Source organism: Bacteroidota bacterium, from assembly GCA_018266835.1.
Lineage (GTDB): Bacteria > Bacteroidota > Ignavibacteria > Tepidaquicellales > Tepidaquicellaceae > JAFDZO01.
The window spans coordinates 142512-164089 of sequence record JAFDZP010000001.1 but is presented as its reverse complement, the minus strand read 5'-3'; the positions used below and the strand labels follow the sequence as shown (position 1 = coordinate 164089).

At 34.5% G+C, this 21578-nt stretch carries 24 protein-coding genes; 9 read left to right on the top strand and 15 right to left on the bottom strand.

Features of this window, described 5'->3' with window-relative positions; all coding sequences use genetic code 11:
* Window positions 1–3 precede the first annotated feature (3 nt).
* From JST55_00770 to JST55_00755, 4 genes are read left to right on the top strand one after another with little or no spacing between them, the layout of a single operon-like run.
* Window positions 4–657 carry a glycosyltransferase family 2 protein gene (locus JST55_00770; protein MBS1492007.1) on the top strand — a complete coding sequence of 218 codons (654 nt, stop codon included), beginning with the start codon at window positions 4–6 and terminating at the stop codon, window positions 655–657.
* 4 nt (window positions 658–661) lie between these two features.
* Complete coding sequence (ribD, locus tag JST55_00765; protein ID MBS1492006.1) at window positions 662–1714, top strand: bifunctional diaminohydroxyphosphoribosylaminopyrimidine deaminase/5-amino-6-(5-phosphoribosylamino)uracil reductase RibD; 1053 nt, start codon at window positions 662–664, stop codon at window positions 1712–1714.
* Window positions 1714–2319 carry a riboflavin synthase gene (locus tag JST55_00760; protein MBS1492005.1) on the top strand — a complete coding sequence of 202 codons (606 nt, stop codon included), beginning with the start codon at window positions 1714–1716 and terminating at the stop codon, window positions 2317–2319. Before ribD ends, JST55_00760 begins: the two co-directional genes overlap by 1 nt.
* 2 nt (window positions 2320–2321) lie before the next feature.
* Window positions 2322–2603, top strand: coding sequence for a hypothetical protein (locus tag JST55_00755; GenBank protein ID MBS1492004.1), 282 nt, complete (start codon window positions 2322–2324; stop codon window positions 2601–2603).
* On the opposite strand, the gene JST55_00750 is transcribed toward JST55_00755, so the two are convergent.
* The 7 genes from JST55_00750 to xseA are packed head-to-tail and all read right to left on the bottom strand — an operon-like array spanning window position 2600 to window position 9766.
* Window positions 2600–3610, bottom strand: a complete 1011-nt coding sequence (locus JST55_00750) for a glycosyltransferase family 9 protein (protein MBS1492003.1) — start codon at window positions 3608–3610, stop codon at window positions 2600–2602. The genes JST55_00755 and JST55_00750 overlap by 4 nt on opposite strands.
* A 9-nt stretch (window positions 3611–3619) precedes the next feature.
* Entirely contained in the window at window positions 3620–4486 is an 867-nt protein-coding gene (locus JST55_00745; GenBank protein ID MBS1492002.1) for a hypothetical protein, read from the bottom strand.
* The gene (gene miaB, locus JST55_00740; protein MBS1492001.1) at window positions 4483–5907 is read right to left on the bottom strand and encodes a tRNA (N6-isopentenyl adenosine(37)-C2)-methylthiotransferase MiaB; all 1425 of its coding nucleotides are present in this window, start codon (window positions 5905–5907) and stop codon (window positions 4483–4485) included. The genes JST55_00745 and miaB overlap by 4 nt, the downstream gene beginning before the upstream one ends.
* On the bottom strand, window positions 5904–6365 hold the full coding sequence (locus JST55_00735) for a hypothetical protein (protein ID MBS1492000.1): 462 nt from the start codon (window positions 6363–6365) through the stop codon (window positions 5904–5906). Before JST55_00735 ends, miaB begins: the two co-directional genes overlap by 4 nt.
* 30 nt (window positions 6366–6395) lie before the next feature.
* Complete coding sequence (locus JST55_00730) at window positions 6396–8312, bottom strand: 1-deoxy-D-xylulose-5-phosphate synthase (protein MBS1491999.1); 1917 nt, start codon at window positions 8310–8312, stop codon at window positions 6396–6398.
* Between the two features lie 46 nt (window positions 8313–8358).
* The gene (gene xseB / locus JST55_00725; GenBank protein ID MBS1491998.1) at window positions 8359–8571 is read right to left on the bottom strand and encodes an exodeoxyribonuclease VII small subunit; all 213 of its coding nucleotides are present in this window, start codon (window positions 8569–8571) and stop codon (window positions 8359–8361) included.
* A 4-nt stretch (window positions 8572–8575) separates the two neighbouring features.
* Window positions 8576–9766, bottom strand: a complete 1191-nt coding sequence (xseA, locus tag JST55_00720) for an exodeoxyribonuclease VII large subunit (protein MBS1491997.1) — start codon at window positions 9764–9766, stop codon at window positions 8576–8578.
* A 253-nt stretch (window positions 9767–10019) separates the two neighbouring features.
* Between xseA and xth the strand changes: the two genes are divergently transcribed.
* Genes xth through JST55_00705 form a run of 3 tightly spaced genes read left to right on the top strand, consistent with a single transcriptional unit; the run spans window position 10020 to window position 12115 of the window.
* Complete coding sequence (gene xth / locus JST55_00715) at window positions 10020–10787, top strand: exodeoxyribonuclease III (GenBank protein ID MBS1491996.1); 768 nt, start codon at window positions 10020–10022, stop codon at window positions 10785–10787.
* The gene (locus JST55_00710; GenBank protein ID MBS1491995.1) at window positions 10784–11791 is read left to right on the top strand and encodes a zinc-binding dehydrogenase; all 1008 of its coding nucleotides are present in this window, start codon (window positions 10784–10786) and stop codon (window positions 11789–11791) included. Before xth ends, JST55_00710 begins: the two co-directional genes overlap by 4 nt.
* Before the next feature lie 9 nt (window positions 11792–11800).
* Window positions 11801–12115 carry a DUF2007 domain-containing protein gene (locus tag JST55_00705; protein ID MBS1491994.1) on the top strand — a complete coding sequence of 105 codons (315 nt, stop codon included), beginning with the start codon at window positions 11801–11803 and terminating at the stop codon, window positions 12113–12115.
* A 16-nt stretch (window positions 12116–12131) separates the two neighbouring features.
* Here the strand turns inward: JST55_00705 and JST55_00700 are convergent, their stop codons facing one another.
* From JST55_00700 to JST55_00675, 6 genes are all read right to left on the bottom strand, one after another.
* Window positions 12132–13658, bottom strand: coding sequence for a glycosyltransferase family 39 protein (locus JST55_00700; GenBank protein MBS1491993.1), 1527 nt, complete (start codon window positions 13656–13658; stop codon window positions 12132–12134).
* Window positions 13659–13672: 14 nt separating this feature from the next.
* Window positions 13673–14284: a DUF948 domain-containing protein gene (locus JST55_00695; GenBank protein MBS1491992.1), complete on the bottom strand. Its 612-nt coding sequence runs from the start codon at window positions 14282–14284 to the stop codon at window positions 13673–13675.
* A 58-nt stretch (window positions 14285–14342) separates the two neighbouring features.
* Window positions 14343–14768, bottom strand: coding sequence for a YtxH domain-containing protein (locus JST55_00690; GenBank protein ID MBS1491991.1), 426 nt, complete (start codon window positions 14766–14768; stop codon window positions 14343–14345).
* Between the two features lie 161 nt (window positions 14769–14929).
* On the bottom strand, window positions 14930–16414 hold the full coding sequence (locus JST55_00685; GenBank protein ID MBS1491990.1) for a phenylacetate--CoA ligase family protein: 1485 nt from the start codon (window positions 16412–16414) through the stop codon (window positions 14930–14932).
* 74 nt (window positions 16415–16488) lie between these two features.
* Window positions 16489–17892, bottom strand: a complete 1404-nt coding sequence (gene lpdA / locus JST55_00680) for a dihydrolipoyl dehydrogenase (GenBank protein MBS1491989.1) — start codon at window positions 17890–17892, stop codon at window positions 16489–16491.
* Between the two features lie 109 nt (window positions 17893–18001).
* Window positions 18002–18739 carry an HAD-IIB family hydrolase gene (locus JST55_00675; GenBank protein MBS1491988.1) on the bottom strand — a complete coding sequence of 246 codons (738 nt, stop codon included), beginning with the start codon at window positions 18737–18739 and terminating at the stop codon, window positions 18002–18004.
* Window positions 18740–18761: 22 nt separating this feature from the next.
* On the opposite strand from JST55_00675, the gene JST55_00670 reads away from it, so the two are divergent.
* Both JST55_00670 and JST55_00665 read left to right on the top strand, forming a co-directional pair.
* Complete coding sequence (locus JST55_00670) at window positions 18762–19229, top strand: HIT family protein (protein ID MBS1491987.1); 468 nt, start codon at window positions 18762–18764, stop codon at window positions 19227–19229.
* A gap of 184 nt (window positions 19230–19413) precedes the next feature.
* Window positions 19414–20376, top strand: coding sequence for a potassium channel protein (locus tag JST55_00665; GenBank protein ID MBS1491986.1), 963 nt, complete (start codon window positions 19414–19416; stop codon window positions 20374–20376).
* Here the strand turns inward: JST55_00665 and JST55_00660 are convergent.
* A complete protein-coding gene (locus JST55_00660) occupies window positions 20373–20807 on the bottom strand; it encodes an NUDIX domain-containing protein (GenBank protein ID MBS1491985.1) in 435 nt (144 codons plus the stop codon). The genes JST55_00665 and JST55_00660 overlap by 4 nt on opposite strands.
* Before the next feature lies 1 nt (window position 20808).
* Entirely contained in the window at window positions 20809–21576 is a 768-nt protein-coding gene (locus JST55_00655) for a DUF3298 domain-containing protein (GenBank protein ID MBS1491984.1), read from the bottom strand.
* Window positions 21577–21578: the final 2 nt, after the last annotated feature.

The window sequence follows — 21578 nt, the reverse complement described above, 5'->3', positions numbered from 1 at the left end:
TTAATGCAGATTGAAAAAAATAAATATACTGTTTCAATAATACTTACTACTTACAACAGAAAAAAGTATTTACCCAGAGCAATTAAATCAATTTTGAAGCAGTCGTTTAAAAATTATGAAGTAATAATCGTAGATGACGGCAGTGATGACAATTCTGAAAAAATAATTTTTTCTTACATCAAAAAGTATTCTAACTTTAAATACATAAGGCACTCCAACAGAAAAAATCCGCTGTCTGTTAATACCGGATTTCTAATGGCAACAGGGAAATATATAACGCTGCTGGATTCAGATGATGAGTACAATAAAGAACATTTGAAGTTAAGGGTAGATTTTATGAATAAGAATAAATCGGTTGATTTGCTGCACTCCCCTGCTGAGTTAATCGGTAAAGAAAAAGATATGTACCTGCCTGATGCGCGGAATAAGAAAAAGCTGATTCATATTAATGATTGTATCATCGGAGCAACATTATTTGGCAAAAGAGATGTCTTCATAAATTTAAAAGGCTTCAAAGATAAGTACTCGGCTGATTTTGATTTTTATAAGCGGGCAATCAAAAGTGGCTATAATGTAGTTAAATTTGAAAGTGCTACTTATATATACTATAGAAACTTACCTGATAGTGTAACAAATAAATTAAAACAGAGAAAGTAATTTAATGACAGTTGATGAAAAAATAATGCTCGGATGTATTGCTCTTGCAAAACGGGGCGCCGGATATGTTTCGCCAAATCCTTTAGTCGGATGTATAATAATAAAAGATGATGCAATTATCGGTGAAGGATGGCATAAAAAATACGGTGAACCGCATGCTGAAGCCAATGCAATTGAAGATGCGAAGAAGAAAGGTTTTTCAGTAGAGGGCGCAAAGCTCTATGTAAATCTTGAACCGTGTTCACACACGGGAAAACGCCCGCCTTGCGCTGATTTAATTATCAAAGAAAAAATTTCTGAAGTTTATATAGGAATGCAGGATCCATACAAAGAAGTTAACGGACTCGGTATAAAAAAATTAAAAGATACAGGAATAAAAGTAACAATCGGAATTTTAGAGGATGAATGCAAAGAGCTGAATAAATTTTTCATAAAATACGTCACTGAAAACAGACCGTATGTAACGTTGAAAATTGCGCAGAGCATTGACGGAGTTATAGCACTGCATAACAATAAATCAAAGTACATAACAAATAAGGCTTCGAGAAAAATTGTTCATCAGTTACGAAGCGAGTACGATGCAGTTCTCATAGGTAAAAATACGGCAAAGTGCGATGACCCTGATTTAACTGTAAGAGAAATCGAAGGCAGGCATCCTTATAGAATTGTCATTGATAGCAATCTGAAACTTCCAAAGGATTTAAAACTTTTCTCTGATGAAAATCATTCTAAAACGTTCATTGTATCAAATGAAAAAGATAAATCGAGAAATGTTATTCACATCAAAAATAAAATCACCGTTAAGAAGATATTAAAGAATCTCTATGAGCAGAAAATTAATAGTGTTTTAGTTGAAGGAGGCGCTCATATATTTTCTCAATTTTTAGAGGAAGATTTGTTCGATGACGCTTATTTTTTTATAGCGCCTAAAATTCTAGGCAGCGGATTGCAGGCTTTCAATGGTTTCAGAATCAAAAATTTAGACAAGGCAAAGGACTTAAAATTTGAGTATCAAAAAAATTTAGATAACGATATTTTACTCTATTATAAAAAATAATGTTTACAGGAATAATACAGGATACAGGCAGAATACTTTCTTCAGATAATAAAGGAGATTCAAAAAAATTCAGAGTTGAAGTACATGATATTTTTTTGCAAGGTGTAAAAACCGGTGATAGTATTTCCGTTAACGGCGCGTGCATGACAGTGGAAAGTTACTCGAAAGATAACTTTGAGTTTACAACAATTGCAGAATCTTTGAGCAAAACTAATTTAGGAAAATTAGAAACAGGTTCGTATATAAATCTTGAAAAAAGCATGACTATGAATTCAAAGCTTGACGGTCATATTGTTTCGGGACATGTGGATACAATCGGTTTAGTAGATAAAGTCATTGAGAACGAAGACAGCTGGGAGTTTTTTATAAAATTCTCAAACAAATTTTCGGACAATGTAATTTATAAAGGCTCTATAGCAATAAACGGAGTGAGCTTAACTATAGCAGAAATTGTAAAAGAAGGAAATAAAAATACTACTATAAGAATTTCAATAATACCCCATACATTTAACCACACCAATTTTAAATTTCTGAGAGAAAAAGATATTGTGAATATCGAATTCGATCTTCTCGGAAAGTACGTTAAAAGAATTTTAAGGAAATAATAATGGCAGCAGTTTCAGCAAAGTCGATGTTTGAAATTTACAGACAGAAAGATTTCAACAAGAAGTTTAAATTAATAATATATACTGAGCTTAATGAGCACAATAAGGAAGCTGAGATAAACCGCGCAATGGATGGCGAATCAGTGTTTGACGGATTTTTGAAAGATTCTAAAAAAGAAGAAGCGAAAAAAATATTGAAAGAAATTTTAGATGAGATGAATAAAAAAGAAGAAGCGATGAGTGTAATCCAGATAAATGAAAAGCTTGCTGAATATCTTGCTTAAGTTTTAGGAATAAGTAATTCGTAAACAGTCTGCTCTTTAATATTGTACATACAGATAAACGTGCCGATTGGACATTTGTCTCCTCCGTGAATCGAACACGGTCTGCATTTCAATCCTTCCGTTTCCAATATTATATCATCTTTTCCATACGGAAAAAACCCAAACTGAGGAATTGTTGCTCCAAACAATGAGACAACCTTTGTACCTACTGAATTTGCAAGGTGCAAAGGTGCGGAATCATTTGTTAGCAGCACTCTGCATCTTCGTATTAATTCAGCTGATTCCAGAACATTTAACTTCCCTATCGTGTTAATAATATTTTCGTTATTAGAATTAGTAACAAGATAATCTCCAAGTTCCTTATCAGCTTCTCCTCCAATTAAAAATACTTTTGAATTAGTATTTTTTAAAAGATTTAAAACTTTAGCAAAATTTTCCACAGGATATTTTTTTGTGTACCAGACTGTACCGGGAGCTAAAGCAATTAAATCAACTCCACTATTTATATTTTCGTCGTTCAATAATTTATCAACTCTGTTTTCTTCGTCATGGCTTAAATACAACTCAGGCTTAACTATACTTTCCTCTGTAATCCCTAGCGGTTTAAGCAAAGAAAGATTTCTTTGTATTTCATGAATTCCTGTTAAATATTTTACTTTATCAGAATATAAAAAACTTAAAGAAGATTTATCAAATGTAATTCTTTTCTTAGCCTTGCTAAAATACGAAATTAAACTTGAACGAGCAGAACGGTGAGGAGAAATAACAATATCGTAATTACTTTTTACCTCTTGTTTAATTCTTGAAAATGAATCACTGCCTCGTTTATCGTAAACAATTAATTTATTTATTAAAGGATTATGTTTAAATAGAATTGAAGTAGCAGGAATGCAGAGAAAATCAATTGACCAGTCAGGGTTTTGTTTTTTTAAAACCTGAACCATTGGCAGTGTAAGAATTACATCACCAAGAAATGCTGTCTGTATTATTAATACTCTTTTACTCATAAAATTAAATTAATCAAACCTTGCATCTTTGAATCTCTTATGAAACCACAGCCATTGCCCGGGATATTTCCTTATAACTTCTTCAAGTTTTTTATTAACTAACTGCACAAGCGCATTTACATCTTCATCTTTTTTGCTATCGTAAGCAGTGGTATTTATTTTTTCTACAAAGATTTCATACTTGAAATTTTTCCTGATTCCATAAGCAAAAACTAACTCGCAGCCTGTCCTTAAAGCTATCTTCACCGCTCCCGGAAAAGCTGGAACACTGATACCAAACAGCTTTATATATTCTGCATACTGGCTATGCGCTGACTGATCAATAAGAAAACTTACTATCTCGCCTTCTTTTATTTTTGTGAAAGCTTCTTTTATTCCAAGGCCTAAATTTATTATCGAATTGCCTGATGATTGCCGCAGTTCCATTATATATTTGTTAAGTCCTTCACTTGCCTGAGTCTTTGCAACTATATTTAAATTCTGTAAACCAAAATACGGAAAGGCATATGCAAACATTTCCCAGTTGGAAAAATGCGCGCTCATAAGAATAATTCCTTTTCCTTTATTCATTCCCTCTTCAAATATCTCGGCATTATTAACTTTAATAAGTTCATCACTCATTTTTTTATTTATTTTCGGGAGATAAAAGAGTTCAAATATATTTATGCCGAGATTTATGTAGCAATCTTTAAGAACGGATTTGTACCAAACATTATCTTTTTCAGGGAACGCCAGATTTAAATTATACAGCGCTACTTTTTTGCGGACGGGAATTATATAAAAAAGAAAAAGTCCAAAGATTACACCTGCTCTTTGGACTAAACTTAAAGGGAACAACCTTACTATAAAACCTAATAGTTTTGCTAGTGCTGTCAATTTACTATGTGTTCACTGAATAATGTAGCTGAGTTAGCTTTGACAATTTTGACTTTTACTTTATCGCCTATTTTCAATTCCTTCATTTTTATCAAGTCGCCGCTTTCATTTACAAATGTTACATCTTTAGGAAGAATAACAGATTTATTGCAATCCGTCCTTCCCATAAATTGCTCATTTGATTTCTTGCTATAGCTTTCTATAAGCACTTCCATTTCTTTTCCTATCAGTGACCTGTGTATCTCAGTAGAAATCTCTCTTTGCACAAATATAAGTTCATCCATTCTTTGTTTTTTTACTTCATCACTTAATCTGTCAGGCAGTCTATATGCTTTTGTATTTTCTCTAGGAGAATAAATAAAAGTGTAAGCGCCGTCGTATCTTACTTCCTTAATTAAATCTATGGTCATTTTATGGTCTTCTTCAGTTTCTGAAGGAAAGCATGAAATAATATCCGTCGATAGACCGATACCCGGCATCAAGTCTTTTGCCTTCTGCATAACTTTCATGTAATGGTCAACAGAATATAATCTGTTCATCATTTTTAATATTCTATCAGAACCCGATTGTACAGGCAAATGAAGATAGTTGCAAATGTTATCAAACTCAGCCATTGTTTCAAGAAGTTTTGTATCGCAATCGTATGGATGAGAAGTAGAGTAACGTATTCTCATATCAGGAACTGCCTTCGCAACTGTTTTCAACAAATCGGGAAAATCCATTCCTTCATAATCATATGAATTTACATTTTGTCCGAGCAAAGTTACATCTCTCACTCCGCTGTCAAATAACATCTTCGCTTCATCTACAATATTTTTATAATTTCTGCTTCGCTCTCTTCCTCTTGTAAACGGAACGACGCAGAATGTGCAGAACTTATCGCACCCTCTTATAATAGTAAGCCATGCGCTGATACCTTCTTTTCTTATTGGTACAATATCATCGTAAGTTTCGGTTTTAGAAAGTTTTACTGCGCTTCCTTTCTCACCTGATTCCATTGCACTGTCTATTAGATGCGGGACTTTTCTGTATTCATCGGGACCGACAATTAAATCAACCATTTTCTTTTTATCAAGCAAATCTGTTCGAAGTCTTTCAGCCATACAACCGAGAATTCCGATAATCATATTCGGATTACTCTTCTTATATTTCTTTAAGTCATCCAATCTTTTATAAACTCTCTGCTCTGCGTTATCGCGGATTGCGCATGTATTGATAAGTATTACATCTGAGTCATCTATATCTGAAGTCTCATTATAGCCGGACTTACTTAGTACTGATAAAACTATTTCAGTATCTGAAAAATTCATCTGGCATCCGAATGTTTCAATGTAAACTTTTTTGTCGTTCGATTCTTTGTTGAAATTCCGAACGGCAGTTTCCTGCGGATTATTTATTATCAGGTTATTTAATTCAATCATCTTGTATATATTTTCAGATCTCTTAATTTTATATGGAAAATATCTCCTGTACAAACTGACGAGCGAAGCGCCATTCTTAAATAGAAATATTGTTTTGTTTGTGGAACATCAACTTCAACTGAATTCATATTGGAAATTGCGTCAGTTCCTTCAAGTGAAACAAAATTTACTGCTGTATCAGCATTAATGTAAAAAAATCTCAGAAAAGAAATATCTGCATCAGTGTGTGCGTTATATTGCATTTTCAATTTTGATACTCCTCGAAAGTCTATTGAATCCAGCGGAATTACCCGTGTAAGCACTGTACTGCAATCGCCGACAATGCTATCCAGCAATCCGTCCCTTTCAAATTTCAAATCATAAGAAGGTGTTGTTGTATCAACACTGTTATCTTTACATGAAGAAAATGAAACTACAAGTATAAGAATAAAACAATATGGGATTATTTTTTTTATCAAGTCCTTAATAAAATTTTATGGCAATATTAATTAAACAAATTTTAATTCCTGGTTCTTTATGTAAAACTCTCTTGTAACTTCTGCAATTCCTTTAGCATCCATTTTCAATTCTTCATAGAGCTCTTCAGGTTTTCCATGCTCGATAAACCTGTCAGGAATACCATGTATTAAAATATCATTCTTGAAATTATTCTGTGCCATGAATTCTGATATTGCGCTTCCGAATCCGCCTATGATGGTATTATCTTCTATTGTAATTACTTTTTTAAATCTTGTAAACACGTCATACAATAATTCTCTGTCGAGCGGTTTTACAAATCTCATGTTTACAACTTCAGCATTAATGCTGTATTCTTCAAGAAGCTTTGCTGCTTTTAATGAATGGTCAACCATATTACCGATTGCAAGTATTGCAATATCTTTTCCGTCTTTTACAATTTCACCTTTACCGATTTCTAACTGTGTGAACTCACCTACTTCAACTCCTAGTGCATTTCCTCTCGGGTATCTTAAAGCAATTGGTCCTTTTTTATAGAGTGTAGCTGTGTACAACATGTTGCGTAATTCGTTTTCATCTTTAGGTGCCATTAGTACCATTCCGGGAATCAATCTCATATAAGTTAAATCGAATGCTCCATGATGTGTTGGTCCGTCTGCACCCACAAGTCCGCCTCTATCCATTACAAAAACAACCGGCAATTTTTGAATAGCTACATCGTGAATAATCTGGTCGAAAGCTCTTTGCAAAAATGTAGAATATATTGCAGCTACAGGTGTAAATCCTTCGGTAGCAAGTCCTGCACAGAAAGTAACTCCATGCTGCTCGGCAATACCAACGTCAAAATATCTTTCAGGAATTGTTTCCTGTAATTTGCTCAAACCTGTACCATCGGGCATTGCTGCGTTCACTCCGATAATTTTTTCATCTTTCTTTGCAAGCTCAACTAATGCGTTACCAAATATACTTGTGTAAGACGGAACTGTTGCCTTCTTATGTTCTTTTCCCGTTGCTTTATCAAATGGAGTTAAAGCATGCAGCTTTTGGAAGTGTGCGCTTGAATAAGATGGTCCTTTGCCTTTTTCAGTTATAACGTGAAGTAAAATCGGTCCGGACATTTTTTTAACTTCTTCCAATGTCTTCACAAGATTTACAACGTTATGGCCGTTTATAGGTCCGAAATATCTGAAGCCAAGTGACTCAAACAACATTCCCGGTGTGATAACGCTTTTCAATCCGCCTTCAACTTTCGCAGCGACCCTTCTTAATCTGTCTGATGTCCTCTTATCAAGCTTGCCTGTCATATCCCAGACCTTACTTCTGAATTTATTATACGATTCGTTTATTACTATGTCATTAAAATAATTCTGTATTGACCATACGTTAGGAGCAATAGACATTTTATTATCGTTCAATACAACTATTATATCTTTTTTAAGAAGACCGATGTTATTCATTGCTTCGTATGCCATGCCGCCCGTCATTGAACCGTCACCGATTATTGCGCAAACCTTATAATTCTTCTTCTGAAAATCTCTTGCAGTTGCTATTCCGAGCGCTGCTGAAATGGATGTCGTAGCATGTCCTGCTCCGAAAACATCATATTCACTTTCGCTTCTTTTTAGAAATCCGCTGATACCGTCCTTTTGCCTTATAGATTTTAATGCTTCCCTGCGTCCGGTTAATATTTTATGAATGTATCCCTGATGGCCTACATCCCACAGGAGCTTATCATCCGGTGTATTGAAAACATAATGAAGCGCCAGTGTGAGTTCTACCACTCCAAGTGATGCCCCTAAGTGTCCCCCGATTTTAGAAATCGTATCCATTAAATATTCACGCAATTCATCACACAAAACTCTTAAATCCATGAGATTCAGATTTTTTAAATCCTTAGGATAATTTATGTGCTTTAAAAATTTCGTCGTTTCAATATCGAATTCTTCCACGTTATTTTTAGTTTTAGTTTTTTGCTTACTATTACTTCTTACAATCTTACTTACTTTCTGAATTAATTTTTTCTATTTTTAACTCTGCTTCATTCAGTTTATCTCTGCATGTTTTAATTAACTGCAGACCTTCCTGGTAGTGCTTTATAAGCTCGTCCAGCGAAGTTTCCTCTGAACCGTCTTCTAAAGCTTCCATTATACCCTGAAGTTTCTTGAATGAATATTCAAATGATGTGTTATCTTCTTTAGTTTTCGCCATGGGATTAATTTATTACTGCTTTCTTTGTATCGTCATAAAATTTAATTACTACATTATCTCCTTGAGATAATTTCTTGCTTCGTGAAATCACCTTATCATCTTTTTCAATAATGGCAAAACCACGCTTAAGAGTGCTTTCTGGTGATACGCTGTTCAGGATTTTTTCGTAGTTATCTATAACGTTTTTATGGTTTAAAAATTTCATATTTACATTCTCAAGAAGTTCTGAGCTTAAATCGTCCAACCGTATTTTATAATCGTTAATTAAATCTTTTGTTCTATTAAAAATATAACTCTTTGAAAAGCTCTCTACAACTGCCCTTATACTCTGCATTCTTCCGAGAACATTCGTTTTTATCATGCCTTCTGCTTGTGATAATCTCTCAAGCAAATCTTTTCTGTCCGGTAAAATTAATTCTGCAGCTGCTGAAGGTGTCGGAGCTCTTAAGTCTGCTGCATAATCTGCAAGCGTAGTATCAGTCTCATGTCCTATTGCAGAAACTACAGGAAGTCTTGAATCCGCTATTGCCCTTACACAGGATTCTTCGTTGAACGTCCATAAATCTTCTATGGAACCTCCGCCTCTTGCAATAACTATTACATCTAGGTCATACTCTTCCCTGTTAGCTTGTGTAACTGCTTTGCAAATGCTATCAACTGAACCCTGTCCCTGAACATTTGCATGAAAAAGCAAAATCTCAACGATAGGATAACGTTTAGCAGCGACTTTTTTAAAATCCTGTATAACCGCTCCTGTTTCAGAAGTGATAATACCTATTCTACGTGGAAACTCTGGTAAAGGTTTTTTCCTTTCCGCATCAAATAACCCTTCTGCTGAAAGTTTTAATTTTAATCGCTCAAGTTTTACTAAGAGTTCACCAAGACCAAAGTGCTCCATCTCTCTTACCGTCACAGAATAGCTTCCATGCGGAACATATACATCAAGACTTCCGTTAATCAAAACCTTCATTCCATCCTTAGGCTCGAAAGGCAGTCTCATTGCATTTGTCTTCCACATCTTTGCAGGAATCTGAGATTTATCGTCCTTTAAAGTAAAGTAAAGATGTCCTGAGCTGAAATGCCTTTTAAAATTGGAAATTTCGCCCGTGAAAATGATTTCAAGAAATTTATTTTCCAGAACACCTTTAATCATTAATGTCAGATCAGATACGGAAAGAAATTTGCTTTCTATCAAATTTTTAGGATTACTTTACTGTAGTTTGATGAATATAGAATACTTTATAAAATACAAAAATTTATCCGTAAATATAATTGCATTTTCTATCACATAGTTACGCACAAACACCTGAATTAATTTTTCAAAATAACACCAAAGACAGTTGAATGAACTGATTTATATGATTATTTTTGTGAACAAAAAGTATTTCTGAACTGAGTTAAATCAAACAAAAATTGTTAATAATACTTTTTATCAAAATCAGAAAAATATGAAAATATATTCCTGGAATGTGAACGGAATCAGAGCTATCCAGAACAAAGGCTTCATGGATTGGTTTGGAAAATGCAAGGGTGATATTATCTGCCTGCAGGAAACCAAAGCACAGCCCGACCAGCTTGCAGACGAAATAAAAAATATCGGAAAGTATAAGTCTTACTGGTTCTCAGCAGAAAAAAAAGGCTACTCAAGCGTAGCAACTTATTGCCTGCAGGAACCAATAGATGTAAAACTCGGCTTTTCCCACTCAGTTTTTGATACTGAAGGCAGAGTAATTCTTACCGAATACAAAAAATTTGTGCTGGCAAATGTTTATTTCCCGAACGGCGGCAGAGGACCGGAAAGAGTAAAATATAAATTAGATTTTTATGATGCGCTTTTTTTCTATCTGCAAAAAAATTACAAGGAACGAAAAGGAGTTATAGTCACAGGCGATTTCAATACCGCACATAAAGAAATTGATTTGGCGCGCCCTAAGGAAAATGTAAAGACATCCGGATTTATGCCTATCGAACGCGAATGGATTGACAGAGTAATAGGTCTGGGATACACTGATATTTTCAGAACATTCAATCAGGAGCCCGAGCAATATACTTACTGGGATCAGTTTACAAAAGCCCGTGACAGAAATGTAGGCTGGAGAATAGATTATTTTATGGTTAGCGATGATTTGGTAAAACATGTAACAGATGCGCAGATTCATTCCGAAGTTTATGGAAGTGATCACTGCCCTATTTCAATCACACTGGATGTGAAATGAAAGCACTCGTTCTTGAAAAAATTGGCGATATAAAAGAATTAAAAAATAATTTAGTAGTAAAAGAAATTTATGCACCTGTTCCGAAAGAAAATGAAGTAATAATAAAATTAAATTATGCTTCTCTAAATCACCGGGACTTGTGGATTACAAAAGGTATGTATGCGGGAATCAAAACTCCCGTTGTTCTTGGCTCCGATGGAGCCGGAGTTGTTGCAAAGGGTATGGGAGGAAATGTTAAAGAAGGCGGCGAAGTAATTATTAATCCTACTATTGATTGGGGCGACAATCAGGACTTCCAAAATAAAAACTTCAGAATACTCGGCCTTCCCGATAACGGCACTTTAGCAGAATATGTCTGTGTTCCGGGGAAAAATATATATAAAAAACCGCAGCATTTAGATTTAAAAGAAGCATCAGCTATACCTCTTGCAGGGCTAACAGCATACAGAGCATGTTTTGTAAAGGGAAATATTTCCAAAGGTGATAATGTTCTTATTACAGGAATTGGAGGCGGAGTTGCAGCATTCGCATTACAATATTCAGTAGCAGCGGGAGCAAATGTATTTGTAACATCGGGCTCGAATGAAAAAATAGAATTCGCTATAAAGCATGGGGCAATCGGCGGAATAAATTATCACGATGACGGCTGGGAAAAAAGATTCAAGGAAATACACCCTAAGATAAATGTTGTAATTGACGGAGCAGGCGGTGATACACTGGCCAAATGTCTGGATATCTGTACAGAGGGCGGAACAATTGTTTCTTACGGAGCAACATTATTAGCAGTAAAAAATTTTGAAATAAGAAAAGTATTCTGGAAGCAGTTAAAGATCTTCGGAACTACTATGGGTTCAGATAAAGATTTTTCCGACATGCTTAATTTTATAGAGAAAAATAAAATTGTTCCGATAATTGATAGTGAATATTCAATAGAAAACGGAGCTGATGCTTTTTTAAGAATGGATAGCGGTGAACAGGTGGGAAAGATAGTTATAAGAATTTAATTTTTTTATATGGTAAGCGCCTTCAATTCTAAAAACTCAGGCACGTTTGTAATTGCAAAATCTATTTTGGAAAAAAACCAAATTCCTTTTATTCCGAAAGGAGAAAACCTTGCAGGGCTTGAGTACACTCAGTTTGAGCTTCTTGTAAAGGAAGAAGACTTTGAAAAAGCGAAAGAGTTTCTCGCAGATATTCAGGATAACGGAATTAAATACCAGGAAAGATTTGAAAAGAAGCATCAACCTTTTATTGGTTACATGATAATTGCCGGTATTCTGGCGGCTGTTGCAGCCTTATTTTTGCTTGGGCTTTGGATAAGGGAATAATGAAAGGAGTTATTTCTTAAATATAATGCTTAGTATCTTTCCAAATATCTTTTAGTCTTACCTTCGGTTTTCTTGCTATATAAATCGGTAAGTTATTTTCATACGGCATTGAGTATTTATTTGATGTCGAATCAACCTTAGAAACTTCCTCAAATATACTTAGGTGGTCTTCTAATTCTCCGCCGATAATTATCAAAGTGTTTATAGAATCATTTCGTTCTGCTCCCCATAAATAATGATTATTATGCCCGCATAAAACTTCAGGGAGATTATATTTTCTCCCGTAGTAATTAATAGCTCCGGCTTCACCGTAGTTCTGTGCGTAAATACCTGTAAATTTTCTTTCACTTTCGGGAAGAGAATTATAAGCTGCAGTAACTTTTGCAGTCATCTCAGTCCATCCGAATCTGTCTGCAAAGAATTGAGGTAAAATCCCCTGCTCATGTTTTTCAGATTCGCCCGGTTTTACTCCAAGCTTATTCTGATATGCTATAAAATTATCGGGACTTAATACGGGAGTTACTAAAGGAATTATTATCAATCCAAGAAAAAATATTATTACGGGTAAAATAATTTTAAATTTATGAAGATTCTTTCTTTCAAATAATTTGATTGTAACTACAGAACCGATTGTTATAAGAACAGGATAAAGTCCCTCAAGATAATAAGGCTTCGCTTTATTCAAAGAAAACATTATAAAGCAAATAAGAAAGATGAATGCAATCACTCTGTATTTTTTCATTGATAAGAATAAAAGTGAAACGAGCGCGGTAAGCCATATTATAAAATTTATCGGACCGTAATCTGTGATTTGTGATTTTATAAAGGCAGCTAAAGAGAAATCTGCATTCTTGTACTTGGCTGCGTTTGAGATAAACTGCTGAGTAGCAAAATCATTGAAGTAATTCCAAAGTGCATAAGGTATTAATGATAAAAATATTATTACTGCTCCAATCCAGAAGTATTTTGATTTTAAATATTCTCTTTCTTTTGTAAAAAGTAATGAAATTAAAATTGAAGCAAGAAGAATCAGAATTCCGATTTTATTATTAAAACCTATCCCTGCAATAATTCCGAAGTAAATCCAAAGTTTCTTATCATTTGAGTTTATTAACCTGATTAATATATAAAACAATAATGTCCATATGACTATTTCCCATGAGTTCATAGAGTAATATCCGCAGTTCGCAAGATTGGTCGGAATATACAGAATACAAATGCAGCTTAAATACAAAGAATATTTATTACCTCCCACTTCTTTATTAATTAAAGCAGAAATAACAAACAGTGAAGCTCCAAGCAGTGCAGGAATTATTCGTATCGATAATTGTGAATCACCAAAAATTGTAATCCATATTTTAAGTATCAGGACTGAAAAGGCGGGATGGTCAACATAACCGAATGATAAGTGCTTTGCACAATCTAAATAATAAAATTCATCCCTGAAAATAGGATAATTTAAACCGGCTATAATTTGAAAAATTGAATATTGGATGGCGAAGATAATTATTTCTACAGGAACAGATGAAAAGAGTCTTTTCATAATTCCGGGAAATATTAATCTTCCATTTGAATTTTTCTTCTTAGCTCGTTAAGTTCAGCATTGATGTTATCAAGCTCAGAGTATTCGGAAGTTGACTGGTTGTATGTTTTTCTTTGTTTCTTCAGATAACTTTCATCGTAATCAATATTGTATTCATCGTCATGAGTTTCTTTGCTGCTGCTTTTGCTGCCGGTCCTGTGTTTTATAGCATCAAAAAATACTTTAATACCTTTTACAATCCCGTTGTATGATGCCACAGTTTCAAGTACAGGGGGAGCAACTTTTTCGCGCACGTCTTCGACTAAATCAGTAATATGAGTAACAGTTACTTTTACTGTATCTGCAGTTGCTGTAAGAGTATCTTTAACCGTATCAAGTGTGTTAGTAATAGTATCCATGTTTTTGTCCACTGAGTCAGCTATTCTGTTCGCAGTGTTCAAAAACTTTGCAGTGTTTTCTATTAATGGTTCAGATTTTTTCTTTAAATCAAGTACGTCATCTGAAAGATTTTCAATTTTATCTGCCAGCGCTTTTATAAGCTTTATAAGGACTGCAACAAATCCTATTAAAACACCTATGGTTAAAATCTGAAGAATTACTGATATTATTATGAATGTATCTGCCATTGTGAAGTGAAATATTTAATCCGCCCGTATAAACAGGCGGATTAATTATGAAATGATTTTAAGCTTGCTGTTGTTTTGTTTTTTCGTCTTTGTAAGCGTCAACTCCGGCTTTGACTGCATCTTTAAGATGCTGTGTTTCATTGGAAATTTTTTCCTTTGTTGATTCCAAAGTTGTAGTTGCCTTTTGTTTTGCATCGTTGAGAATCTGATTTGCATCGTCAATCAATGAGCTTGCTCTTTGCTTTGCTTGTGAAATAACATCCTGTGCTTTTACTTTAGCTTCATTCATATAATCATTTGCTTTGGTTCTGGTTACTTCCCAGTATTCCGAAGCATCGTCGATTAATTCATCTTTTTTGATTTTAATGTCAGCTCTTAATTCTTTACCGCTTTTTGGTGCATATAGCAGAGCAATTGCTGCTCCGATTGCGCTTCCGGCCAAGAAACCTACCATTAAACCTTTAGCCATTTTGTTGTCTTCCATTGTATTTCTCCTTAAATTAAGTTTTCGCTCACTGCCTGTTTCAGATAAAAATCTAAAATAAGCATTGAACCTTGTTTGAAAAATAGTAATATAAAACCCTTAAATCAATTATATTACCCGTTATAATTATATACGTATTATGTAGTTTTAAAGTTCATAATTTATCGTACATATCTGTGTTTTACTCCAACCGGGAAGTACTCTTTATCCCCTGCTTTTTTTAAAACTATGAACGGCACCTGGTATTCCGCCGGCACATAGTTTTTGTACTCACTGTTTATATGCAATATCGATGCCAAGATAGACCTTCCGATTAACTCCCTTTTTTCCTCATCCGGTTCAAGTTCCTGAACCAGTTCTACAGTAATTCTGAACCTCATATTTTTATCTTCATCTTCCAAAATCTGCATCACATACTTGCCTGTGACTATGTCTTTTACTTCGTTTGACTGCAGCCCTATTGAGATATTTTCGGGATAAATATTAGCTCCAAAATACGATAAAGTGAACATACTTCTGCCAAAAACGTACACAAACGGCATATTTCGGATTTTCAAATCCGGATAATCTTTTTCCATTTCAGCTAAAACATCGAAGCCGTTCTCATTTAAAATTGAAATCATTTCATCAAAAGAATAAATTCCACCGTCATCATTTATATGGTATCTTATCAGAGGAATTCCGTTATCTCCCGTAAAAAGCAGAGTGTTCTCATGCTGCTCAAAATATCTGCTATACGGGTCATACTGACATAAGCTTGACAAACGTGACTGACCAAAGACACGTTTTGTCAGTTCCGGATGTTTTGAAAAGAACTTTCTTATTTTTATGGTAAGCGGAGTTTCATTTGCAAGCACGCCGGCATCAGCCGTTCCATATAACGATGAAAACGAAGTAAGTTCATCTTTAATTCCTAACCTTTCGCTCATCAATGTACGCCATTCTTCGGAAATCACTTCACCAGCCATCACTAATTTATTATCAAATTGCTTCCAGTCCATACCTTTTGAAATTCCCGTATCTACTACATCTTTCAAAAACGGCGGGTAGCCGAATAAAATAACCCGTTCAAATTTCTTTCCTAGTTCACTCACAACTCTTAAAATTTCATCCTTATTATTTCCTGGAGCTATAATCGTTACTCTATATCCCTTCATTGATAAAAATCTTACGCAATTAGTTGTAAATAATCCTCCAACCCAGGTTCCTAAAGGAAAACAGATAACGCAAAGATTTGATTTTGCCTGTGGGACAAAACACTCAGTTAATACCTGTTCGAACCTTTCAGAAATGTTTATTTCATCTTCTGCATCTCTCATCCAGAAAGTCGGCACACCTGTTGAACCCGATGATACAGAAATAAAATCGAGATTTGCCATATCTCCGTATCTGCAGGTTTCAGCTATTGGATATTTCTTTATGTAATTTTCTTTTGTTACAAACGGAATCTTCTGAAAATCTTCTAAAGTTTGTATTGAAGAAACACCAACATTATTTTCTGCTAAGAATTTTTTATATGCAGGAACAGTCAACGCTGTTTTGTAAAACAAATCTAATATGTGCTGCTCAAGCTTATCTGTGTTTATTCTGTTAAGGCGGGAATCTAAATCGTATGAAAGTAAAGAGTTGAAATCTGTTTTTTTCATAGGAAAAATTTATATCTAATAAAAAACGGCATCCTGCCATAAACAAGATGCCGTAAATAAATTTTATTTATTAATTAAATATTAATAGCTTCGCCGTATGCAACGCCTGCTGCTTCAAGCACTGATTCACTTAAGCTTGGGTGAGCATGAATTGTTCTGATAATTGATTCTCCTGTTCCTTCTAATGATTTTACCATAACAAGCTCAGCAATCAATTCAGTCGCTTCGTTACCGACAATATGCGCCCCTAAAAGCTCATCGTACTTTGCATCGAAAACCAGTTTAACCATACCGACTGTCTCTCCTGCTGCGCGTGATTTTCCGTTTGCAGAGAATGGGAACTTACCTATCTTAACTTCATATCCAGCTTCTTTTGCCTTTGCTTCAGTCATACCTACAGAACCGACTGATGGAACACAGTATGTATTTCCGGGAACGTTATCATAATTTATATCAGGCGCATGTAATCCTTTGATTTTTTCTACGCAGTTAACTGCTTCAGATGAAGCAACGTGAGCAAGAGCAGGTTTCATTGTTTCATTAATACATGAAACATCACCTATGGAATAAATTCCTTCAACGTTTGTTTTGTAGTTAGAATCAGTATTGATTCTGCCTTTAAACAGTTTTACGCCAATGTCTTCAAGTCCGAGATTTTCAACATTTCCCTGAATACCGATTGCAACCAATACTACATCTGATTCAATCTCTTCATTAGCTTTGCCTGAAATCTTTGTAATAACTTTATCGCCTTTTACGGTTACTGATTCCGTTTTTGTCTCAGTAAATATTTTTATACCGCTTTTCTTAAACTCTCTTGCAACAACATCTGAAATTTCTTTATCTTCAACAGGTAAAATTGTCGGCATCATTTCAATAATAGTTACTTCTGTTCCGAAGCTTCTGTAGAAGTAAGCAAACTCGCAGCCGATTGCACCGCTGCCAACGATAGTCATGCTCTTAGGTAGTGTTTTTGTAATCATCGCTCCGGTTGATGACATTACTTTTTCTTCATCGAACTTTAAATCACCTAAGCTTCTTGCTCTTGCGCCTGTTGCGATAATTGTATGTTTGGATTTTATCTGTTCGCTCTTGCCTTCTTTATTTGTTATTGTAATCGTCTTATCTTTATTAAACTTTGCCGAGCCTTCAAGTACAGTTATCTTGTTCTTCTTCATTAAATACTTCACACCTTTTTCAGATGTATCAGCAACCCCTCGTGATCTCTGGATGATTGCAGGAAAATCGAAGCTTGAGTTTTCAACATTAAGTCCGTATTCTTTTAAGTGACCGATTTTATTTTGCAATTCAGCGCTTTTCAGTAATGCCTTTGTAGGGATACATCCCCAGTTTAGGCATACTCCGCCGAGTCTGTCTCTTTCAACAATGGCAGTTTTAAAACCAAGCTGCGAAGCTCTTATAGCCGCTGTGTAGCCGCCGGGTCCGCTGCCGATAACAGTTACGTCAAATTCTTGCATGATATATTTTTATTGTATTAAATTATTGGATTTCAATATTAGAACAAATAATTTACAAATATCGTTTTTTACTTTAAAGGAAGAAGAAAATCGCAACTGTAATTTAATGCTAAAAAGCCGCAATAACAGATGTTATTACCAGCTTTGTTTCTGCCGGACCTTTAACCTGAATTGATAGCACACCTGCTTCTTTGGCAGGATAATCATTCCCTCCCGGAAAAATAGCATCTCCCACAAAAATCATTTTATCTATTGGAATATTTAAAATTTCTTTGAGTTTATTTATCCCGTAAGCTTTATCAATTCCGGGTTTTGTTACATCTACTGAAGTCATTCCGCCTAAGCGGACTGAAAACTCGGGAATAATTTTGCCAAGTTCTGCCTGCATTTTTTTCCTTTTAGAAAAATCCGGGTCCCATTTACTTTTCTCATCGTTAGGCGCATGCTGACCTAAAGCTGAAAATGTTATCTGGCTTCCTCTGTCTTCAATCTGCTCTCCCCATGTTTTTTCAATCTTAACTTCTGAAGAAGCGACTTTAGTTAACGCATCGGTAATCTTCTTTTTTTCTTCTTCTGTAAAATCCTCCGAGTATAATTTTTGCCATCCGGATTCATATTTATAAAACTTTGTACCGCAGGTAGGTAGAAGGAAAAGATTTTTGAGATTTTCATCTGCGTGAAGATTTGCAAGGAACTGTTTTTCAAACTGCTCAAAAGCCCCTCCTGAAATTATAGCCACTTTCAAAACAGTTAATAGCTCCCTTAATAATTTTGCCATTTCAGAATCTATTGGAAATTTACTTTCTGCAAGTGTTCCGTCAAGATCAAATACAATTAGTTCTTTCATACATTAAATATAATTTTTAAAAATGAACATTGGATTTAAATTGCCGATATCATTTCATATTTTAAAGGAAGAAGAAAAAATTATGGAAAATTGTAAGTTCTGTAGAATTGCCAAAGGCGAATTAAATTCATACAAGCTATACGAAGATGAAAAATTTTTTGCTTTTCTTGATATAAGCCCTATTCAGGAAGGGCATTTTATGATTATTCCGAAGAAACATTCTGAATATATTTTTGATTTAGAAGAACCGGATTACACTGAAATAATGAAGCTTGCCAAAAAGCTTTCTAAAAATTTAAAAGCTGTAACTAAGGCAAAGAAAATAGGACTTGCAGTCGAAGGCTTCGGTGAAGAGCATTTACATATTCATTTAATGCCTATAAATAAAGTTGGTGACTTAGACCCTTGTAAATATAAAAGAGCTATGGATGATCATTTAAAGATGCTTCATAAAAAATTTCTTCCTTATTTCAGCTCTGAACAATCATAATGTAAAAATTTCTTACGTTCAAATAACAATATAAATTTTTATTTTTAACCATACCCCAATATGTATGGTTAACTCTGTACTCAATAAGATTTTTTCATTCAACCGTTTGCGACGAAACTCCCGCCTTAAATTTTTTTATTTCAAACGAGTCCTGCTTGCTATTTTTCTTATAGCTATTAATTTTTTGATCGGTGTAATTGGATTCATACTCATCGAGAATTATTCTTTGCTTGACTCGTTCTACATGACTACAATAACTATTACTACAACGGGATTTCAGGAAGTACATGCACTCTCCCCCATCGGCAGAGTATTTACATCGTTGCTTTTAATATCATCTGTCGGAACTGTATTATACGGGATTTCAACCATCACATCTTTTCTTGTTGACGGAGAAATAATAAAACTTTTAAAGAACTATACCATGAATAAGCAAATAAATGATCTGAAGAATCACGTAATTGTCTGCGGATTCGGAAGAAACGGCAAACAGGTATGCGAAGAGCTTGTGAAGGAGAACCGTTCATTTATAATTATCGAAAGCAACGAAGAGAGACTTGAATACATAAAAGAATTGAAAAGTTATTTATTCATAGACGGAGATGCAACAAATGATGACGTGCTGATAAAAGCGAAAATAAAAGATGCCAAGGCACTGATAACAACTTTACCGACTGACCCTGATAACGTTTACGTTGTATTAACTGCGCGCGAAATGAATCCAGATATAACTATCATCAGCCGCGCATCGGATGAATCATCCGAATCAAAATTAAAACGCGCAGGAGCAAACAATGTAATTATGCCGGAAAGAATAGGCGGCACACATATGGCTACACTTGTAACCAAACCCGACATAATGGAATTTATTGCTTTAATTACTGGACAGGCGGGAGTATCTTTTTCATTCGAAGAATTTCAGCATGGAGATATAAAACCCGAATATAAAAATAAAACTATAAAAGATATTTCAGTAAAGAAACAAACGGGAGCGACGATAATCGGATTAAAATCTGAAGATGGTAAGTTTCATGTAAATCCCGACCTTGGTACAATCGTTCAGGAAAAAATGAACATCATTGCTCTGGGGACAAAAGAGCAACTGGAAAAATTAAAATCAGTTTTATTAGTAGAGAAGGTAGCTTAGTAGTTTACAAGAACTTCAAGTTCAGTTCTTTTACCTTCAAGATAATCTCTAAGGACTTTCATTTTCTTTTCTTTATTTAGTAACTCACCATCAAATCCGTTTATCAAATCATTTATTTCAATCCATCTGCATTCGAGAATTTCACCTTCCTGTGGTATTGCTTCTCCGTTTATATATTCAGCATGAAAAACAAAATTGATATATGTTGTTTCACCTTTTGTAACAAGAATATTTATTAAGTAATCTATCTTTGCTTCAACCGATGTTTCCTCTTTTATTTCACGATAAGCTCCCTCCAGAATATTTTCATTCGGCTCAAGATGTCCGCCCGGGAAATTATATAAACCGTAACTTACCTGCTTGCCTTCCTTAACCATGAGAACTTTACTTCCATTGGTAATGACTGAACTTATATGAATAACCACACTCACCTTATTTCCACCAGAATGATAATGGACCGCCGGAATTTACATATCCTGATATATCAATTTTGGGAATAAAAACTCTCTGTTCACCAACTGCATAAGGTCCTGCCTGATATGGATTGAAAATAATGGTAATCCCCTTTTCATCGACAACAAAATTTTTATAGTTATCCGGCTTGGGAGCAGTACCGTCACTTATCATATCTTCCATTCCTGTCATTCCGTTTTTCTCCTGCTGTTCAATCAAACTCTTTTTACAATATTCAGAAACAAATTTTAAGTATCCGTCTTTATTCACAGAATTCTCTTTAAATAGATCTGCAAAACTTAATACACATGCATTAAAATCAAAATTATATGTCTGAGTAAAATAATTCGGATGAGCAGTGCCTGCAATAAATTCATAACAGGATAATTCAATGCTCACAAACGAATTCATAGCATAGGAGGTTTTGTAATCAGTTACCAGTTCCGAAGTCATATCATTGAACGCAGTATCATATGTAAATAAATTCAGATTCTCTTTAAATCCTTTCACCCAGCTTTTTTCCAGAGTATCAATGTAAGTATTCATATCACTTGCAATTCCGCGGACTCCCATTAAAGCATCAGGACCAAAATTGAATTTGGGATATTTCAAATCCAGCATATAAGCATATTTATTTATAATCCCTTGCTCTTTATAAAAGGCAGAATCTACCTGAAGCTCTTGTCCAAATGCTAATGAATTGATAAATAAAAAAAGAAGGAAAAAAAACTGGATAAGTGTTTTCATGG

Coding starts and splice junctions, on each gene's coding strand:
- JST55_00770 (MBS1492007.1), top strand. CDS start 4: ATGCAGATTGAAAAAAATAAATATACTGTTTCAATAATACTTACTACT.
- JST55_00700 (MBS1491993.1), bottom strand. CDS start 13,658: ATGAAAAGACTCTTTTCATCTGTTCCTGTAGAAATAATTATCTTCGCC.
- JST55_00705 (MBS1491994.1), top strand. CDS start 11,801: ATGGTAAGCGCCTTCAATTCTAAAAACTCAGGCACGTTTGTAATTGCA.
- JST55_00755 (MBS1492004.1), top strand. CDS start 2,322: ATGGCAGCAGTTTCAGCAAAGTCGATGTTTGAAATTTACAGACAGAAA.
- JST55_00750 (MBS1492003.1), bottom strand. CDS start 3,610: ATGAGTAAAAGAGTATTAATAATACAGACAGCATTTCTTGGTGATGTA.
- xth (MBS1491996.1), top strand. CDS start 10,020: ATGAAAATATATTCCTGGAATGTGAACGGAATCAGAGCTATCCAGAAC.
- JST55_00670 (MBS1491987.1), top strand. CDS start 18,762: ATGAACATTGGATTTAAATTGCCGATATCATTTCATATTTTAAAGGAA.
- miaB (MBS1492001.1), bottom strand. CDS start 5,907: ATGATTGAATTAAATAACCTGATAATAAATAATCCGCAGGAAACTGCC.
- JST55_00695 (MBS1491992.1), bottom strand. CDS start 14,284: ATGGCAGATACATTCATAATAATATCAGTAATTCTTCAGATTTTAACC.
- JST55_00710 (MBS1491995.1), top strand. CDS start 10,784: ATGAAAGCACTCGTTCTTGAAAAAATTGGCGATATAAAAGAATTAAAA.
- JST55_00690 (MBS1491991.1), bottom strand. CDS start 14,768: ATGGAAGACAACAAAATGGCTAAAGGTTTAATGGTAGGTTTCTTGGCC.
- JST55_00760 (MBS1492005.1), top strand. CDS start 1,714: ATGTTTACAGGAATAATACAGGATACAGGCAGAATACTTTCTTCAGAT.
- JST55_00685 (MBS1491990.1), bottom strand. CDS start 16,414: ATGAAAAAAACAGATTTCAACTCTTTACTTTCATACGATTTAGATTCC.
- xseB (MBS1491998.1), bottom strand. CDS start 8,571: ATGGCGAAAACTAAAGAAGATAACACATCATTTGAATATTCATTCAAG.
- JST55_00675 (MBS1491988.1), bottom strand. CDS start 18,739: ATGAAAGAACTAATTGTATTTGATCTTGACGGAACACTTGCAGAAAGT.
- ribD (MBS1492006.1), top strand. CDS start 662: ATGACAGTTGATGAAAAAATAATGCTCGGATGTATTGCTCTTGCAAAA.
- JST55_00655 (MBS1491984.1), bottom strand. CDS start 21,576: ATGAAAACACTTATCCAGTTTTTTTTCCTTCTTTTTTTATTTATCAAT.
- lpdA (MBS1491989.1), bottom strand. CDS start 17,892: ATGCAAGAATTTGACGTAACTGTTATCGGCAGCGGACCCGGCGGCTAC.